The organism is Paenibacillus sp. PDC88, assembly GCF_900106725.1.
In the GTDB taxonomy this organism is placed as follows: Bacteria; Bacillota; Bacilli; order Paenibacillales; family Paenibacillaceae; genus Paenibacillus; species Paenibacillus shunpengii.
Window position 1 is genome coordinate 421,877 of sequence record NZ_FNNT01000002.1, and the last position, 19,014, is coordinate 440,890.

Below are 19,014 nucleotides of genomic sequence, written 5' to 3' on the forward strand. Positions count from 1 at the left end.
TTTTCACTCCTTGCTGTTCTAACGTTGTCATATTTGAATGTAAGCTTCCAGATACATGTTAAGCTCTGATAGTCCGTCGGTTCTAAGGCTATATTTTTCACTTTGGTCCTCACCTAAGTGGGTTTGCAGCAAGCCGGATACACGAAGAGCCATGAGATGGGGACGAAGAAATTCTTCGGACTGACCGAGCTCACTGGACATCTGTTTAATGGATTTAGGCTGATTGGATATATAACGAAGCAAGCGCAGTCTCTCAGGATCAGAAATGGCTTCGGTAAGTCTCAGCAAGCTGACAGGCGGTTCATCATCACGTTCTTCAGGCACATCAACCGGATACTGGATTAGCAGCATACCCTCATAGAAGCAATACATATTAATCGGCCTGTTATGAACGGTGGGAAACAATATAATTTTTTTTAACCCTGGTATGTCTTCCACGATAAGGCCTGCTGTTGCATAGTCAACCAGTCGGTCAGGACTCATCTTGGTCAATAGCAGTTCTTTCTCTGAGCTGTCTTCCTCTATTAGCTTCCGGTATTCAGGAAGGAGCGATTGATAATAATGCTTGTCCCATAGCTGAAGCAGGGGAATGTAATGATCACGAATGCGGGAAGCTTCTTCAATCGTCAGGCTTGGAAGCACGGAACGAACGATATGAAAGAGCTCCTCAATCGGTCTGTCAGACATTTCTTCAAGGAATGGCTGCACCTCGCTCGTCTGCTCTCGCAGCGCTGTCCATGCAAAAAGCACATCATAATCGCTGAAAGGCCATGCAGCGGCAGCTCTAATGGAATCCCGCACATCCAAGCTTAGTGTGCTGTCTATGTTCTCAATCCATTCTGGACCGAGATCAAGACTGCGAACCCATCTTCTCGTCACATAGACCATAAAGCTGTTCAGCAGCTCGTAAATGGGAGAAACGTCAACTTTCACCTGATAACTCATCTGTATAAACAGACCTCCTATCACAGGTATCAGCTTATCTTTTACAAAAAGTAAGCGTTCATTTCATTATCGCTTGTATTTGGGCGTATTGTCCACTATAATGTTGAATACTTTGTAACCCGTTTCCACTGTCTGAGGACTATAATAGAGGACAGTGACAGGTCGTCAGCGATGACGATTTTTCTTTTTGTTCAATTGAAAGGTAGGTTCGCATTGAAGAAGGGAATACACCAAGAAGGATCATCACGGCATTTTTTGATATTAATTGCAATCATTATTGTAGCAGGCTTAAGTCAAGGTTTATTATTACCCGTTCTTTCCATATTTATCGAGAAGATGGGCGTATCATCAAGTGTGAACGGCATGAATGCCGCAGTCATGTATGTCGGTTCTTTTGCCATGACTTTGGTTGCAGAACGAATTCTGGGTGCGGTCGGCTTTAAGAAATTGATTGTTGCCGGACTTATCGTCGTCATGATCCCGTTAATTTTATTTCCGATCATCCCGGACCTGAGGTTATGGTTTCTGCTTCGGTTTCTGGTCGGCATTGGAGACAGCGCATTACACTATGCAACACAGCTATGGGTTCTGCTGGTGACACCAACGGGCTCAAGAGGGAGAAATATATCTATCTACGGAATGTCATACGGTATTGGATTTAGTCTTGGGCCGTTAGGTATTAAATTGCTGGATACCAATCAAATGCTGCCGTTCGCCATATTGTTTCTGATCATGCTTGTTGTGCTGTTCTTTGCACTACGACTGCCGGATACACGTCCGGAGAAAATGAGTTCGACCGACCAGGTCAAAGGACGATACAGAAAAGGCTTCATTCTTGCGTGGTATGCACTCCTGCCCGCCTTTCTGTATGGTTATATGGAGTCGGGAATGAACAGTAACTTCCCAATATATGGGCTGCGGATTGGATTCACCGAGAATGATATTTCAACACTCCTGCCATTTGTAGGGATTGGCGGACTGCTGCTGCAGCTCCCGCTAGGTGCACTTAGTGACAAATACGGGCGTAAAAAGATACTGATGATCAGTGGAATATTAGGTGGTTTATTCTTTCTGATGATACCAGTGGTCGGCACTCATTTTTGGTATACCTTGATTCTTCTTACACTTGCCGGTGGACTGGTGGGTTCATTCTTCTCGCTGGGGCTCGCTTATGCGGCGGATATTCTTCCTAAGCAGCTGCTTCCATCTGCGAATGTCGTCGCTTCTTTTCAATTTAATATAGGAAGCATCCTAGGACCGAATCTAGGAGGTATCATGCTGGGCCTCGGTGCTCCGGGCGCTATGTTCTGGTTACTTGGCGGATGCTACTTGGTATTTGGAATAGCAGGCTTCTTTTTTCGATCGAAACAGGGATCAAATATAAAACGAATCTGAGGAATGTTTGTTCTCATATGGTAAATCGACTCTTTTTCCAATAAACTAAGAATATACAATCTACGGATAAGAGGAGTTTAAGCGTAAATGATCAGAGTAGAGAATCTAGCAAAAAGCGTAGGTCCGGACAAACTTCCGGTGCTTCGTGAGATAAGCTTTGACATGCAGCAAGGGGAATTTATCGGGATTGTGGGCGGCAGCGGCAGCGGCAAAAGCACGCTTCTTCGTTGTTTGGCCCTGAAGGAACAATGGGATAAAGGAAAATTTACGGTACATGGTACTGATATCTTTGGTGCTGGTTATGCTGGTAAAAAGCAGATTAAGCGCGAGTGGGCCTATTTAGAGCAGAACCCAGAGCTGTTCACGAATAAGACGGTGCTCAAGAATGTGCTTATTGGACGTTCTGGGCAAACGCCTTGGTGGAGAATGGTGACGGGAATGGTGCGTTCGGATGATTATATGGGAGCCATGGACATTATTGAGAGTGTTGGTTTGCTTGATAAAGCCCATATGAAGGCTGGACAGCTCAGCGGGGGAGAGCGGCAGCGTGTGGCGATCGCCAGAGCGCTCACTCATGGTGCCAAGGTTATCCTGGCAGATGAGCCTGTCATTGGACTCGATCCGAAGTCAGCAGACAGTGTGCTTGAGAATTTTAAAAAGCTGTGCTCGGAAGATAATGTTACCGTGATTGCCGTCCTGCCTATCGAGCTTGCGGAACGTCACGCGGCAAGGATATGGGGACTTTCCGAAGGAAGGATTGCCTTTGATATCCGGGGCCGGCGTCTGACCATGCACGAAAAAAACAAGATTTAACGAGTGGAAAGAGTGATCAGGTGTTAAATGCACAACATATAAAAAGGATATTTCATGCAGTGCTGCTGTTTGCCGTACTTATGCTGCTTACTGCCTGCGCGAACGGACTTGATTCTTTCAACGATCCCAAGTCGCTTATGAAAACGCCGCAGCTGACATCGGAGCGGGAGAATCTGCTCAGCGTTATTCAGGGGGAATTGCCTGAAGGCTCTACGATTACACAGCCAAGAGAGATGTCTAACAAGATTATTCAGAAGGATTTGAATAATGACGGAATAATGGAGGCTGTCGTCTTCTACGACACACCAGATGAAGAAGTAAAAATTCATGGGATGGTGCTAGAGAAGCGAGGGGTTACCTGGGTCAAGAAATTAACCTTTGATGGTCTTGGATCCGTCCTCAATTCCTTTCGGCTGCAGGACATCACAGGAGATGACGATCTGGAGATTATCGCCGGCTTCTCCAACAGTGTAGAGCAGAATGCTCAGAACTGGCTCGCATCCTATAGCTATAATGGCAGCACCCTTCAAAAAATACTGGAAATGCCGTACTCCAAGTATGTCATTGTAGATGAGTCCCGCAACCCGATGGACATGAATGGTGACGGAATTAATGATCTGACGATTATGAATATATTGCCGACAAGCGGTCAAGGGACCGTAACGGTCTATCAATATAAAGATGAAGTATTCGAACCGATTGACAAGCTGACAATCGAAACTCGCATGAGGGATTTCTACAACGTATCAGCGGGTAAAATTTCACCGAATCATACAGGTATTTTGCTTGATATTGGTCTAGATGCGTCAAATTCCTATACAGATGTTGTGTATATGGAGAACAACCAGCTTGTTGAGGCCTATAAAGGAATTGATATCACCTTCAAGCCACGAAAAATTATAAGTGAAGATATTAACAACGATGGAATTGTTGAATTTGGACTGCTGGAAATTCCGCCAGGATGGGAGATGTTCGTCGACAGCGAGAAGCTCTACTTCTATTCCTTCTATCAGTGGAACGGGAAGGATGACATGACCTTTGTCATGCAGCAGTACCGTGATGATCAGGATCGTTTTTATTTCAACCTTAAGCCTGAGCAGCACGGAAATGTTACACTGGATACGAAATCGGTCAAGGATAAATACCTTCGCTTCAAGCTGGTCGATACGGATGAGACCGTAGCAGAGATCAAATTCTTCTCACTTGATGAGTGGGAGAAAGTAAAAGTTGAATGGAAACAGATCGTCCGGTCGAGCAATCAGGTCATCGGATATCGTTTACCCAAACAGGCAGGTGTAACTGAATCGGATAATATCCCGCAAGAGATGGAACAGGAAGGAATGAGTGAATAAATGAGTAAAGTATTGATTATGGAAGACGAGGAATCGATCCGCAGTTTTATCGTGTTGAACTTGAAGCGAAACGGCTTTGAAGTGCTTGAAGCAGGAGACGGCATGGAGGCCATGAGAATTATCAACTCTGTAAATGATATCGATATTGCGCTTCTGGACGTCATGGTTCCTGGAATAGATGGCTTTGAAGTCTGCCGCAGAATTCGGGAAACAAACGAACGCATCGGGATCATCTTCTTGACAGCTAAGGTGCAGGAGCAAGATAAAGTCTATGCGTTATCCGTTGGAGCGGATGATCATGTCAGCAAGCCATTTAGTCCTACTGAGCTTATTGCACGGATTCAGTCATTGCTCCGGAGAGTGAACGTTCACCGTGAAACAGCTGCCAAGGTCACATTTGAATCAGGTCCGTTCTCATTAGATCTTATTTCTAAGCTGTTCAAAAGAAACGGTCAAGCAATTGAACTTACACCGACCGAATTTTCACTGGTGCAATTCTTCCTGGAGAAAGAAAATACACCGCTTAGTCGTGATGTGCTTCTAGATCATGTCTGGGGCAAAGAATATATGGGAGATCCCAAAATCGTGGACGTGAACATTCGGCGTCTGCGGCAAAAAATTGAAGACAACCCTTCAGAGCCGGAATACTTGCAAACGGTTTGGGGGCATGGCTACAAGTGGAAGGGTAGAGCTCAATGATGAAAGGCATACGCAGGCAAATAGTTCTGCAATATTTTATTCTCGTTCTGCTTGCGCTATTGCTGATCGAATCTATTTTCCTGGTTGCGATGCAGAAATATTATTATGACAGTATCTATAATTACATTGAATCCAATTCGAAAAATGTAATCCGATACTATAATTCTTCATTTATAGACAGCAGCAACGAAAGCTCGTTTATTTCCAATCTGATGTACTATCTCAAGCTGGACAATACCTCACTTGAGATATTGGATACAGAAGGAAATGTACTTGCCTTGTCCTCAGGCTTCGAGTCCGACCGGACAATTCAGACAAGTGACATACCTCAGGCACTGAAGGGAAGCACAGGGCGTTGGATCGGGAAAGACTCCGTAACGGGTGAGTCTGTAATGGCCGTGTCGACGAAGATCGACTACGGTAATGATAATGTGTACATCGCCCGTTACGTAACAAGCATGGAGCGTGTCAATGAAGCATTGATTGATATCCTTATCTGGTCCAGTCTGATTGTCGTTGGTGTCCTCGTGCTCGTCTTTACGATAAGTATCGGGCTTGCCAATTCCATTGTAAGGCCCATCAACATTATTACAGGAGTCTCCGCTGAAATGGCAAAGGGCCGGTTTGATGTTCGGATTGAAGGGGATTACAAATATGAGATTGGAGAGCTGGCCTCTACGCTGAATTATATGGCTCAAGAAATTGTGCGCAGTAACCAGGTCAAGGATGATTTTATCTCGTCGATCTCTCATGAGCTCAGGACGCCGCTTACCAGCATCAAAGGCTGGAACGAAACGCTTGAATCCGGAGGTTATGATCCTGATGAGACGCGGATGGGTCTAAAGATTATATCGAATGAAACGAATCGATTAATCGGGCTTGTAGAGGAACTGCTTGATTTCTCCAAACTGCAGCAAAACGAAATGAAAATGGTTAAAGGTCCGGTTAGTGTACGTGAAATCATGCAGGAAGTGATGCTGAATGTATGGGCCAAGGCAGAGCAGAAGCAAATCCAGCTGAAGATGGACGCTGAGGAAGAGGAATATCTTATTCTTGGCGATGGCAATCGTTTGAAGCAGGTATTTCTGAATGTCATTGACAATGCAATCAAGTTCTCGCACATGAATTCTTGGATCCACATTACACTTCAACGGGAAGATGAGTTCATCATCGTGTCGGTTCAGGATACGGGGATCGGCATCAGTGAAGAACACTTAGCAAGAGTAAAAGACCGCTTCTATCAAGTGGATCACCAGCATGGAGGTACGGGTCTTGGACTTGCTATCAGCCAGCAGCTCATCGAGCTTCATGGGGGCACCATGAACATGCAAAGTGAACTCGGCAACGGGACGACAGTAACGGTTCGTTTGCCTGCCTTGCAGGAAGAGTCTCATGAGGAGCAGGATCAGCAAGGAACCATTGAAGCATAAAATGGTTATTGAAGGGGAGAGAGATCGTGTTAGACAATCTGGAGCTCATTAAGCAAAGAGAAGAACAAGAGGGCATGCTTGTACTCGTTAAAGCCACCCCTGATGAAACGAATGATATTGTATTTCTATTGAAGGAAGCAGCGGAATGGATGGTCGCAAGCGAATTGAAGCATTGGACACCGGACATGTTTACACCGGAATCTGTCCGCTCCTATTTTGATGACCGTGAAGTATATGCCGCTTATCTGAACCAAGAACCAGTCGGTATGTTCACGCTGCAAGGCAGTGATCCATCGTATTGGGGCCCGCTTAATGATGATCAATACGGCTATCTGCATCGACTAACGGTTCGCCAAGCGTTCCGGAAACGTGGAATTAGTGAGTGGCTGCTTGAAGCGGCAGAAGAGATTGTCCTCTCCCAAGGTAAGAAGGCACTAAGGCTGGATTGTATTACGCACAGTCCTAAGCTGAACGCATTTTACCAAGGTCTTGGGTTCAAGCATCAAGGTGTAACGGATATGGGGGTCCGGGTCGTTAATTTGTACGAACGATAAGAACGTAAGTAAGCGCGGGTATTATAGAAAGTGAAAAGAGCACTCCTATAAGAGGGGTGCTCTTTTCATTTGAAAATGTTATTATGAGGATAAGCCTTCCGCACGAAGGCGGCCTGTTTTTTCATATACTTCTTTGAGCAGACGATTAGGCTGAGTACGTACCGCAGGCTTAGAAACGACGGTCTCATAAGGTCCAATGACCACGATTTCGTCCACTTTGCCTTTGATGACTGCGCCATCTCTTACGATGGCACCTTCGCCAATAATCGCGTGCTCGATTGTTACATTACGACCAATCTTCGCATTCGGCATCACTACACTGTCTTTAATGGAACTGGATTTACCAATCTCGACACCGTAGAAGATGACCGAACGGTCTGCATTTCCTTCAATGGCGCATGAATCATGAACCATACAAGTGTCGAAGCTGCTTGTTCTCGGTTTATGGGCACTTGGTTTGGTACGCCATTGGCGGGTAAACATCGGCCATGTTTGTTCAGTTTCCTTGTTTAAGGTTATTCCGTTCAAGAGGTCCATATGGGCATCCCACAGTGATTGAACGGTGCCAACATCTTTCCAGTACCCGTTGAAGTTGTATACATATAGCGGATCTTCGCTTGTAAGCATAGCGGGAATCAGGTCTTTACCAAAGTCATGCCCAGATTCCTGAATGGCTGCATCGCGAAGCAAATGCTCCTTCAAGTAGCTCCACTTAAATACATAAATACCCATTGAAGCTAGGTTACTCTCTGGTTTTGCTGGCTTCTCAACGAACTCGGTAACACGCATGTCTTCATCCGCACCCATCACACCAAAGCGATGCGCCTCATTCCATGGCACTTCAATAACAGCGATTGTAGCCTTAGCACCTTTGTTGGTGTGGTATTGAAGCAGCTCGCGATAATCCATTTGATAAATGTGATCTCCGGAGAGAATAAGTACGTCCTCTGGATCATGTTGGTCGATAAATTCCATATTTTTATATATAGCATCAGCAGTTCCGCAATATCCTTCTTCACAACCGATATTCCATGATGGAAGGAGTGATATGCCGTTTTCGCCTGATTGGTTCAGTCTCCAAGGCTCACCCTCACCAATATGCTGATGCAGTGATTCAGCCTCATATTGTGTTAATACTCCTACTGTATCGATTCCTGAATTTACACAGTTGCTGAGAGGAAAATCGATAATTCGATAATTTCCACCAAAGTGAACAGCAGGTTTAGCAATGCTCGATGTCAAAGGCGCAAGGCGCTTTCCTTCTCCTCCTGCGAGCAACATGGCGATGCAATCTTTCTTAGCCATTTCGTTTTCCCTCCCGAATGTTAATGTTGACGTTGAGATATTATTAAACGGCGACCTTCATCCGTGAAACAACATTTTCAGAAAACTTGAGAAATAAATAAAAAAATGTTTTTTGAGCTATTTTTGCTATTCAAATTGGTGAAAATGGGGTAATAATGTGTTTGAAATTCTAATTAAAAAAGCAGGTGATCTTTTGATCGAGAACAAATGGTTGGAACAATCCATCACTTCTGAAGATATTTATTATTTTCATGAAGGGACGTCTCATTTCAGTCATCACTTTCTGGGGGCACACCCCGTTGTGGAAGACGGAGTTAAGGGTTACCGATTTACGGTATGGGCTCCCAACGCGATAAAAGTGGGTCTTGCTCACGATCGGAACGGTTATCATGGCCTTGACGAGTCTGATCTCTTATATAAGATACCCGATTCGGGGCTTTGGACTCGTTTTTTTCCTGAAATAAAAGAAGGAATTTTTTACAAATATCATATTATTTCTCCCCAAGGTGAATCCTTGCTCCGTGCAGATCCCTATGCCTTCCATGCAGAAGTAAGACCGGCAACGGCATCGATAACAGCGGATATCGAAGGATATGTATGGCATGATGCGGCTTGGCGTCGCAAACAGAAGGAGCCTTATAATAAACCGCTCCATATATATGAAATGCATTTTGGAACATGGAAGCAAAAGGATGACATGAGCTTTTATACATACCGTGAAATGGCGGAGCTGCTCATTCCTTATCTTCATGAAATGTCCTATACTCATGTCGAGTTCATGCCGCTGAGTGAACATCCTTACGATCTGTCCTGGGGATATCAGAATACAGGTTATTTTGCCCCAACCAGCAGGTATGGTACTCCTAAAGATTTGATGTTTCTGATTGATCAGCTTCATCAAGCAGGGATAGGCGTTATTTTAGACTGGGTACCCGCTCATTTTGCCAGAGATGCGCACGGACTTCGCATGTTTGACGGTACACCGCTCTACGAATACGCGGATCCGCTCAAATCCGATAAGCCGGGATGGGGTACGCTGAGCTTCGATTATTCAAAGCCTGAGGTGAGATCTTTTCTGATCTCTAACGCCATTTACTGGATGGAAAAATATCATATAGATGGACTGCGTATTGATGCGGTTACCAGTATGCTAAGGCTGGATTTTGAAAAAAATGAAGGTCAATACGCTCTTAATGAGTTTGGCGGTGTCCAAAATTTGGAAGCCATTGATTTTATTAAACAGTTAAACACGACGATCTACCGCTATTATCCTAATGCGTTGATGATGGCTGAAGAATCAAGTGCATGGCCTGGCGTGACAAGCCCTGTATTCGCGGACGGACTCGGTTTTAACTACAAATGGAATATGGGCTGGATGAACGATACATTGGAGTATTTCAAAACGGATTTCCATGATCGGCCGAATAAACACAATTTGCTGACCTTTCCTGTCGTATATGCACAGGCGGACAACCACCTGCTACCTCTTTCACATGATGAGGTGGTGCATGGGAAGAAGTCGCTGCTGGACAAGATGCCAGGCAGCTATGAGCAGAAATTCGCAGGTCTTCGTACGCTCCTCGGTTATTTCATGACCTTTCCTGGCAAAAAGCTGCTCTTTATGGGAGGGGAATTCGGTCAGTTTATCGAATGGAAGGACGAAGAGCCCCTAGATTGGTTCTTGCTGGATTATGAGAGTCATCGTAAGCTCCATGCCTATTCTAAGGCGCTGAATGAACTGTATATTCGCGAAAAAGGACTATGGGAACTGGATCACTCGGGTGAAGGCTATGAATGGATATCAGCAGATGATCACTCACAAAGTGTTATTTCCTATCTCAGAAAAGGCAAGAAGCCAGGTGACACCCTGATCGTAGTCATTAATCTTCAGCCTGTGGCTAGACAGAATTATCGCATTGGAATTGCAAGACCTGGTTCATATACAGAAATTTTTAATAGTGACTATAAAGAATTCGGCGGAGAAGGGCAGCATGTAAATAACGAGATCCGCACAGAGAAAACTTCCTGGCATGGACAGCAGAACAGTCTAGTTCTCACGCTTCCGCCACTCAGTGTTGTTATTTTGAAGAAGACAACCCGTGGCAGAGTAAAAGCGGACGCTAAGCCTGTGGATCTCAAAAGTGAGACTGCACAGGATAAGAAAAAAGCTGTCAAGCCCAAAAAACGACAAACTAAGAAAGCACTGCAGGATGTCCCGATTGTATAAACACACCAGCAGTATATATGTAGAGCGAAAGCATCGATCAAGGAGGAAGCACTAATGAATGTACTATTCGCCGCAGCAGAAGGGCATCCATTCATCAAAACGGGAGGACTGGCCGATGTCATCGGCGCATTGCCTCAGGCATTGCGTAAAAATGGGGTTGATGTTCGAGTTGTGTTACCCAAATATAAAGGCATCAATGACCGTTACCGTGAGAAGATGGAGCCTGTAACGGTGGCCGATGTATACGTCGGCTGGCGCAAGCAGTATTGCGGAGTAGAGCGTCTCGTTCATAACGGCGTTACATTCTATTTCCTTGATAATGAATATTACTTCGGCAGAGATGGAATATACGGTTATATGGATGATGGTGAACGATTCGCCTTCTATAATCGTGCAGTTCTGGAAGTAATACCATATCTGGATTTCGAGCCGGATGTCATTCATTGTCATGACTGGCATACAGGAATGATTCCGCTAATCAAAAAGGCGCATTATGATCATCTCCCTGAATATCAGTCGATTAGAACGGTGTTTACGATTCATAATCTGTTGTATCAAGGTATATTCCCGTATGAGGTACATCATGACTTATTAAATTTACACGATCAGTATTTTACGATGGATGGTGTAGAGTACTACGGTAATCTTAACTTTATGAAGGCCGGTTTAGTGTACTCCGATCATGTGACCACGGTTAGTCCGACTTATGCTGAGGAGATTAAGACAGCTCACTACGGCTACGGTCTTGATGGACTGCTCCGATCGCTTGGCAACAAGCTGTCGGGAATCGTTAATGGGATTGATACGGACAGTTATAACCCTAAAACCGATAGAGATCTTGCTGCGGTTTATACCTCAGTAGATATGGATTTAAAACTAAAAAATAAGGCTGCTCTACAGCAGGAGCTTGGATTGCCCGTTCGACCTGAGGTTCCTGTTATCGCAATGGTTACTCGTCTTGTAGAGTCCAAGGGTCTGGATCTGGTATGCAGAACACTTGATGAACTATTGTATTATGATGATGTCCAGTTTATTCTGCTGGGTACGGGTGAACATGCATACGAGCACTGGTTCTATGAGGCAGGTCTTCGTCATCCTGAGAAGATGTCAGCGCAAATAAGGTTCAATGAAGGCTTATCCAGAAGATTCTATGCCGGCAGTGATCTGTTTCTGATGCCTTCCATGTTTGAGCCTTGCGGAATCAGTCAACTGCTCGCATTGCAGTATGGAAGCATCCCGATTGTACGTGAGACAGGCGGACTGAATGATACGGTACAGGCATACAACGAGTTTACAGGAGAAGGAACAGGCTTTACTTTCACCAATTACAACGCACATGACATGCTGTTTACAATTAGAAGAGCAATGCAGTTCTATGATCGAAAGGATCATTGGGAGAAGATCATGTCCAATGCGATGAACGGAGATTACAGCTGGGAAGTATCGGCAGAAGCCTATTTGGATATATACGATAGGCTGCGATAAGGTGATTTACATGAGACTTAACTTAGCGCTTCTAGCTTGAGCTCGTGGGTAGAATAAGGCTTTAACTTATTCGCTTCATAATAAAAAGGGTACCGAGAAATTACACTCGGTACTCTTTTTCTTTTGAGGGGAATTAATATATGTTATTTGAATCAATTTCATAATACCTTTAGCTGCTTCAATCAAGGGGATATATAGTTTCTAAGCCACCTTGATAATAATTGATGAAATTGATTCATTTGCTGAATTTAAATGTTATTTACTGCACGGTGGGCTGTTTTAATGCGGGTAAGCAGTTCTGGTTGTGTGATGACATCATACGCCGTGTTTCCGAGAGCCTTGGCAGCGAGAAGCATGCCTGAGAGTGCTCGTTCCTCCATAGCCAAATCTCTAAATTCTTTTGAATGAAGCGCATACTTCTCCTCAATAATTTTGATGTATGGATGGATGGCTGGAATTCTTAAAGATACATTGCCCATATCCATGGAGCCGTGATCGTCTCCGGTACTGATCTCGCCCTCGCTAATACCAAGCTCTATTAAGTTCGCGCTAAAGACATCAGACAAAATCTCATTTGTGTTCATTTCATCATATGAAGTTTCATAATTGGAGGTCTTCAAAGTACAGCCGGTTTGAAGAGCACTTCCTTCTGCAATTTTAATGACACGTTCCGTCAGCACTTCAAGCTCTTTACGTGTAGATGCCCGGACATAAAACTGGGCTGAGGCGTAATCCGGAATAATATTGGCAGCTTCACCGCCATGGTTAATAATGCCATGGATCCGAACCGTGCTCTTCACTTGCTGACGGAAGGCATTAATTCCGTTAAACGTTTGAATAACGGCATCAAGTGCGTTAATCCCTTCATGGGGGCTTGCGGCTGCATGTGAGGATTTACCAAAGAACTCAAATTGAATAGCATCCATGGCCAGGGAAGTACCTGATTTCTCATATGCATAGAACGGATGCGTCATCATGGCAATATCACAGTCATCAAATAATCCGGCAGCAGCCATGGGTACCTTGGCTCCTTTGGTTTCCTCCGCAGGGGTTCCGAATACTTTGATGGATCCCCCGATCTCATCAATGACGGATTTGAGACCAACTGCAGCGCCTAAGCTCATCATACAGATTAAGTGGTGGCCGCAGGCATGCCCTAGTTCAGGAAGGGCATCGTATTCACACAGCAGTGCAATTCGCGGTCCGGGCTTAGCAGCGCTGTAAGTACCGATAAATGCGGTCGAAAGGCCAAGCACAGGTGCTTCGACTTCAAAGCCATGGAAAATAAGTTCTTCCTTAAGTCTTGCGGATGCAAGAAATTCCTCGTTACCGAGCTCCGGGTTCTGACCAATATATAATGAAATCTCTTTGAAACGGGAACTATATTGATCAATGGTTTGATTAATGGTTTGTTTGCTCAATTCAAATCGCTCTCCTCGTGGCGGCCTGAATATAAACGGCCTTATTACACAAGCATTATAGCACTGTCAGCATAATGTCGTCTTTAACTTTGTCGAATTCATACTGTTTGAGTCGATTTCCGACGAATAAGCGTGAAAATTATTGGAAGTTCATTGCATATTCATACATTTTCACTTATAATGATGTTTCGATTATTAATAATTTAATTATATGTAAGTTAAGGAGAGACAAGGCTTGAAGAAAACATTTCGGTTGCTAATGCTCTTTATGTGCATGCTCATCCTGCTTCCTGCAGGACTTCAGACGGCTTATGCACAGGATGCTAATAGTGACAAACAGCTAATATTGGGAACTAGTGCAGATTTTCCCCCTTATGAATTTCATACAACGATAGATGGTCAAGATCAAATTGTAGGTTTTGATATCGAAATTGCAAAGGCAATCGCGGAGAAGATGGGAGCAGAGCTGGTCATCCAGGATATGGGCTTTGACAGCCTGCTTCCAGCACTGCAGAGCGGTCGTGTTGACCTTGTAATATCCGGTATGACTCCGACGGATGAACGTCGGCAAAGCATAGATTTTTCCGATCCATATTATAAAGCAAGACAGGTTGTCGTGATTCGTGCTGAAGATACTGAGAAGTACAAGACGATGGCTGATCTTGAAAATACGAAGATTGGTGTTCAGAAAGGCTCTGTTCAAGAGGAAATTGCGCAGGGCGTGCCGAATGCGAGTATAACCTCACTGGATAAGATCGGCGATATCATAATGCAGCTTGAAACGGAGCGGGTAGATGCGCTGATCGTAGAGGATACCGTTGCTGCCGGTTACCTAAATGATGACATTGTGCTTGCTGATGCTGTACCGGATGAATCGGAATCCGATGCTGCGATCGGTGTACAAAAGGGGAATACGGAGCTGCTGGCCGTCATCAATGAAACACTTGCTGAGCTTAAAGCAGACGACAGAATTACGGAAATGGTAGAGGAAGCAAGTCTTCTGGCAGCAGGCAAAACTGGAGACAAAAATATTTTTGAAGTAGCTTGGGAATACCGCAGCTATTATGCCAAAGGGATTGGATACACGTTATTGCTATCCGCTCTGGGTGTCATCTTCGGTTTCCTGATTGGTCTAATCATTACACTGGTTCGCATGTCGGGAATTAAGGTTCTTGCGTGGCTGGGTACTGCTTATGTTGAGGTGCTGCGCGGTACACCAATGCTCGTTCAGCTGATGATCATTCACTATGGTTTGGCCCTGGTATTTGGCATAAATCTGTCACCGCTGCAATCGGGTGTGATCACATTATCCATTAACAGCTCCGCCTATCTTGCAGAAATTTTCAGAGCAGGAATTCAGGGAGTGGACAAAGGACAAATGGAAGCTGCCCGTTCACTCGGTATGACGCGTGGAGCGGCACTAAGACATATCATTTTGCCGCAGGCGATGAAGACAGTCCTTCCTGCCATCGGTAACGAATTTATTACCATTATTAAGGAATCGTCTATCATTTCCGTTATCGGTATGATGGATATTATGTACCAGGCGAATACGGTTCGCAGTATTACGTATCAAGGTCTGAGCCCGTATATCATTGCCGCGGTCATCTACTTCATCCTTACCTTCATGCTGTCCAAGCTGTTAGGTGCATTTGAAAGGAAGTTGAGAACAAGTGATAAGCGTTAAAAATTTGCATAAATCCTTTGGGGATCTAAATATTCTGAAGGGAATCGACATCGAGATCGGTAAAGGCGAAGTTGTCGTCGTAATTGGGCCTTCGGGATCAGGCAAAAGTACATTTCTACGCTGCCTGAATCTGCTGGAAGTGCCGACAGATGGAACCATATTGTTCGAAGGTAATTCGATAACGGATCCGAAGCATAACATTAACTCTACCCGTGAAAAAATGGGCATGGTATTCCAGCACTTTAATCTGTTTCCACATAAGACAGTAGGAGAGAATATTACGCTTGCCCCAGTCACGGTTAAAAATATTGCTGCACAAGAGGCTGACAAAATTGCCGATGATCTTCTTAAAACCGTGGGATTGTCTGATAAGAAAAACATTTATCCAAACCAATTGTCAGGCGGACAGAAGCAGCGTATCGCGATCGCGCGAGCTCTTGCGATGCAGCCGCATGTCATGCTGTTTGATGAACCAACCTCAGCGCTGGATCCCGAGATGGTTGGAGAAGTGCTGGATGTCATGAAGAAGCTTGCTGAAGGCGGAATGACGATGGTCATCGTCACTCATGAGATGGGTTTTGCCCGTGAAGTGGGTGATCGAATTCTATTCATGGATGGCGGTAAGATCGTCGAAGAAGGAACGCCAGAGGAAGTATTCACAAACCCTCAGCATCCACGTACAAAGGATTTTCTCAGCAAGGTATTATAACGATTATATTCTGTAATGAAACTGCCCCAGACATTGATGTCTGGGGTATTTTTGTGTATGAATTAGACTGATTAATTTACGGTTTCCAACATTTACATAATACAAGGTTACAAAATTGTGATATATTTACGTCAGTCAAATTCATGAGGGAGGACAATATGTTTAAATCTTTCAAGAAGACTAGCATTGCTGCAGCGATCTTAAGTGCGGCTTTGATGGTTCAGGTTGTTCCCGCGCAGGCGGCAAAGATTCATACTGCTGTAGAAGGGGACACATTTTACACCCTATCCAAAAAGTATAAAGTAAATTTACAACAATTAATGAATGCAAATAATAATATCTCACCATACAACATCTATGGCGGACTGAAGATTACAATTCCAACGACATCGAAATTAACGGCTCAAGCGGCTGGCAGCAACAGCAACCAGGCAGTGACTGCAAGCTTAAATGTAGACAGCTCGAACAAAGTGGTAGAGGCTTGGGGCAAGACATTTGATTATAGCAAAACACTGAATGTCAAAGCGACAGCCTACTCCTCCGATCCTGCGGAGAACGGCGGATATGGAGCGGTCGATTATTTCGGTAATGATCTGAAGCTTGGTACCATTGCGGTTGATCCTGATGTCATCCCTCTTGGTACCAAGGTACTCGTAACAGGACATTCCCATGACGGGCTGCCTGATAAGGCTTATGTAGCCACGGCGACGGATATTGGCGGTGCAATAAAAGGTAACAAGATTGATATCTTCATTCCTGGAAGTCCGGGCTTTGTAAGTGAATTCGGAATACAGGACGTGAAATTATATTTCATTAAAGAATAAGCTAAGAATTTGAATTCAAATATTTGAATAATCAGCAAACTCGTGATGAGCCAGGGGCTTTCACGAGTTTTTTTATTTTTCCAGGCTGATTCCGAGCAGCTCAGGTACCGTGACAAGCTCATAGCCCAAGGCTTGGAGCCTAGTAATTACCTCAGGAAGAGCCTGAATCGTACCGCTGAGATCTGAGCCTACTCCACCTCCACCATGCTGAAGCACAATCGCTCCTGGTCTGATGTCAGACATAATGTTTTGTATAACCTCGTTTTTACCGAGTCCCTTCCAATCGAGAGAATCTACATTCCAATTCACAATACGATAGGAGTTGTCAGCAGCCCACTTTAATTGTTCCTCGGTAATCTCGCCATAAGGGGGACGGATCATTTTTGGATAATAATGAATAATTGGATAGGCAGCCTGCTCTGTTCTTTGAATTTCATTCACAAATTCAGGAACGGTCAATCGGTTAAAGTTAGGATGGGAGTAGCTGTGATTACCGATGGCGTGACCTTCTTCATGAATTCTCCTAAAAATGTCGGGATATTTCGCAATCCGATGACCATTCACGAAAAAGGTAGCTGTTACACCATGGCTCTTAAGAATATCGAGTATTTGAGGTGTAAACCTAGGATCAGGAACATCGTCAAATGTCAGAGCTACCTTATTAACTCTGGGTCCATTGGTCAGGAAGTAATGGCTGTATTTCTTGCGGAGCTGTCCCAGAGTCGGCGGATGATGTTTTGAGGAAGCATTTGAAGAATCAGGCTTCTGAATGGCTGCTGGCTGGTCAGCATTTGTATGATTCTTATAGAAGGCAGCCGATAAGTCAGTGGAAATCAAAGCACTAATAATGGCAACACAGGGCAATAAAATGAAGATGTAAAATGACAAACGCTTCATAAATCATTTAACTCCTTTTTATGTATTTGAATGGCTAAACGGCATCGCTTTATGCAACAACGTGAATAACTACAAGTCATTACCTGTTTGTTATAACCTTAGCAGGATGATATTATTCTAGAAAAAAGGACGAGGAGCTGAGGAGCACTTGAGCCAATTGTTTGAGCCAATTAAGATAAAGGGCCTGGAAATAAAAAATCGCGTGGTCATGCCGCCGATGTGTCAATACAGTGTTACGGAGGAGGATGGAATTCCTAATGAGTGGCACTACGTACATTATGTCAGCCGTGCTGTAGGCGGTACGGGATTGATTATTGTTGAAATGACGGGTATACATCCGGATGGAAGAATTACTAATCTGGATACAGGACTATGGAGTGATGATCACATTCCATCCTATCGCAGGCTGGTGGACGCTGTTCACTCCTACGGTTGTAAGATCGGGATTCAGCTGGGGCATGCAGGCCGCAAGGCTCAAGATGCGAAACCGCCTGTTGCACCTTCTGCCATTCCATTCAGCGAGCGGTATGATATGCCAAGAGCGCTTGAGTATGAAGAAGTGAAGCAGTTGGTTATTGATTATAAAGAAGCGGCGAGAAGGGCAGTAGAAGCTGGGTTTGATACGATTGAAATACACGGAGCACATGGTTACTTGATTCATCAATTCCATTCTCCTCTCACAAATATCCGTGAGGACGAATATGGCCAGGATTTGTCACGATTCGGTGTTGAGATCATCACTGAGGTAAAAGAAGTGATTCCAAGTGATATGCCGATCATCATGCGCATCTCAGCGAAGGAATATGTAGATCATGGCTATGATGTCCGTTATGCGGTTGAACTCGGGCAAAAATATAAGGATGCGGGTGTAGATATCTTCCATATTACCTCTGGAGGAGAGGGCCCGATCGGTTCGGATGGAGGTCCTGCGGCGAGAGCCGGATATCAGGTGGATCTTGCTCATATATTCAAGAATGAGCTGGAGCTTCCGGTAATTGCTGTCGGCCTGCTGGAGGATTATGAGGATGCGAGAAACGTGGTTGAATCGGGTCAAGCCGATCTTGTTGCGGTCGGTCGGGGAATGCTGCGTGATCCGTACTGGGCTCTGCACGCATCTCAAGCCATTGGCGGCAAGCAGTCTATACCCAAGCCTTATTTAAGAGGATTTTAATTATTTGAAACGCTTTTCAACTTGATTCGTAATATTGGATTAGAAGCAGCTTGCTGAGTTATGAAGAAGAATGCTTATAGAAAACCATTGGGAGGAATAC

At 44.5% G+C, this 19,014-nt stretch carries 16 protein-coding genes; 12 read left to right on the forward strand and 4 right to left on the reverse strand.

Annotated elements, in window-relative coordinates; genetic code table 11:
* Window positions 1-27 precede the first annotated feature (27 nt).
* Entirely contained in the window at window positions 28-945 is a 918-nt protein-coding gene (locus BLW49_RS08550; RefSeq protein ID WP_076312753.1) for an ArsR family transcriptional regulator, read from the reverse strand.
* Between the two features lie 213 nt (window positions 946-1,158).
* Between BLW49_RS08550 and BLW49_RS08555 the strand changes: the two genes are divergently transcribed.
* The 6 genes from BLW49_RS08555 to BLW49_RS08580 all read left to right on the forward strand — a co-directional run bounded on the left by BLW49_RS08555 (window position 1,159) and on the right by BLW49_RS08580 (window position 7,188).
* Complete coding sequence (locus BLW49_RS08555) at window positions 1,159-2,340, forward strand: MFS transporter (RefSeq protein ID WP_256209666.1); 1,182 nt, start codon at window positions 1,159-1,161, stop codon at window positions 2,338-2,340.
* An 87-nt stretch (window positions 2,341-2,427) separates the two neighbouring features.
* Complete coding sequence (locus BLW49_RS08560; RefSeq protein ID WP_090724087.1) at window positions 2,428-3,153, forward strand: phosphonate ABC transporter ATP-binding protein; 726 nt, start codon at window positions 2,428-2,430, stop codon at window positions 3,151-3,153.
* Between the two features lie 20 nt (window positions 3,154-3,173).
* A complete protein-coding gene (locus tag BLW49_RS08565) occupies window positions 3,174-4,505 on the forward strand; it encodes a hypothetical protein (RefSeq protein WP_076312751.1) in 1,332 nt (443 codons plus the stop codon).
* Window positions 4,506-5,204 carry a response regulator transcription factor gene (locus BLW49_RS08570; protein ID WP_047910605.1) on the forward strand — a complete coding sequence of 233 codons (699 nt, stop codon included), beginning with the start codon at window positions 4,506-4,508 and terminating at the stop codon, window positions 5,202-5,204.
* Window positions 5,201-6,634, forward strand: a complete 1,434-nt coding sequence (locus tag BLW49_RS08575; RefSeq protein ID WP_076312750.1) for a sensor histidine kinase — start codon at window positions 5,201-5,203, stop codon at window positions 6,632-6,634. The genes BLW49_RS08570 and BLW49_RS08575 overlap by 4 nt, the downstream gene beginning before the upstream one ends.
* Window positions 6,635-6,660: 26 nt before the next feature.
* Window positions 6,661-7,188 (forward strand): GNAT family N-acetyltransferase, encoded by a 528-nt coding sequence (locus BLW49_RS08580; protein ID WP_090724089.1) that lies wholly within the window; start codon window positions 6,661-6,663, stop codon window positions 7,186-7,188.
* A gap of 81 nt (window positions 7,189-7,269) precedes the next feature.
* Here BLW49_RS08580 and BLW49_RS08585 read toward each other — a convergent pair whose 3' ends face one another.
* Window positions 7,270-8,493: a glucose-1-phosphate adenylyltransferase gene (locus tag BLW49_RS08585; RefSeq protein ID WP_090724090.1), complete on the reverse strand. Its 1,224-nt coding sequence runs from the start codon at window positions 8,491-8,493 to the stop codon at window positions 7,270-7,272.
* A 166-nt stretch (window positions 8,494-8,659) separates the two neighbouring features.
* On the opposite strand from BLW49_RS08585, the gene glgB reads away from it, so the two are divergent.
* Together glgB and glgA are read left to right on the forward strand one after the other, a co-directional pair.
* Window positions 8,660-10,720 carry a 1,4-alpha-glucan branching protein GlgB gene (gene glgB, locus BLW49_RS08590; protein ID WP_371264547.1) on the forward strand — a complete coding sequence of 687 codons (2,061 nt, stop codon included), beginning with the start codon at window positions 8,660-8,662 and terminating at the stop codon, window positions 10,718-10,720.
* A gap of 54 nt (window positions 10,721-10,774) precedes the next feature.
* Window positions 10,775-12,205, forward strand: coding sequence for a glycogen synthase GlgA (gene glgA, locus BLW49_RS08595; RefSeq protein ID WP_090724092.1), 1,431 nt, complete (start codon window positions 10,775-10,777; stop codon window positions 12,203-12,205).
* Between the two features lie 248 nt (window positions 12,206-12,453).
* On the opposite strand, the gene BLW49_RS08600 is transcribed toward glgA, so the two are convergent.
* Entirely contained in the window at window positions 12,454-13,626 is a 1,173-nt protein-coding gene (locus BLW49_RS08600; protein WP_090724094.1) for a M20 family metallopeptidase, read from the reverse strand.
* Window positions 13,627-13,861: 235 nt separating this feature from the next.
* Here BLW49_RS08600 and BLW49_RS08605 point away from each other — a divergent pair, with 235 nt between their 5' ends.
* The 3 genes from BLW49_RS08605 to BLW49_RS08615 all read left to right on the forward strand — a co-directional run bounded on the left by BLW49_RS08605 (window position 13,862) and on the right by BLW49_RS08615 (window position 16,846).
* The gene (locus tag BLW49_RS08605; RefSeq protein ID WP_177178683.1) at window positions 13,862-15,313 is read left to right on the forward strand and encodes an ABC transporter substrate-binding protein/permease; all 1,452 of its coding nucleotides are present in this window, start codon (window positions 13,862-13,864) and stop codon (window positions 15,311-15,313) included.
* Window positions 15,300-16,022, forward strand: a complete 723-nt coding sequence (locus tag BLW49_RS08610; protein WP_090724095.1) for an amino acid ABC transporter ATP-binding protein — start codon at window positions 15,300-15,302, stop codon at window positions 16,020-16,022. Before BLW49_RS08605 ends, BLW49_RS08610 begins: the two co-directional genes overlap by 14 nt.
* Window positions 16,023-16,180: 158 nt before the next feature.
* Window positions 16,181-16,846, forward strand: coding sequence for a 3D domain-containing protein (locus BLW49_RS08615; RefSeq protein ID WP_090724097.1), 666 nt, complete (start codon window positions 16,181-16,183; stop codon window positions 16,844-16,846).
* A gap of 72 nt (window positions 16,847-16,918) precedes the next feature.
* Here BLW49_RS08615 and BLW49_RS08620 read toward each other — a convergent pair whose 3' ends face one another.
* Complete coding sequence (locus tag BLW49_RS08620) at window positions 16,919-17,743, reverse strand: polysaccharide deacetylase family protein (RefSeq protein ID WP_090724098.1); 825 nt, start codon at window positions 17,741-17,743, stop codon at window positions 16,919-16,921.
* A 148-nt stretch (window positions 17,744-17,891) separates the two neighbouring features.
* Between BLW49_RS08620 and BLW49_RS08625 the strand changes: the two genes are divergently transcribed.
* Window positions 17,892-18,914 (forward strand): NADH:flavin oxidoreductase/NADH oxidase, encoded by a 1,023-nt coding sequence (locus tag BLW49_RS08625; RefSeq protein ID WP_090724100.1) that lies wholly within the window; start codon window positions 17,892-17,894, stop codon window positions 18,912-18,914.
* The last annotated feature ends 100 nt before the right edge of the window (window positions 18,915-19,014 follow it).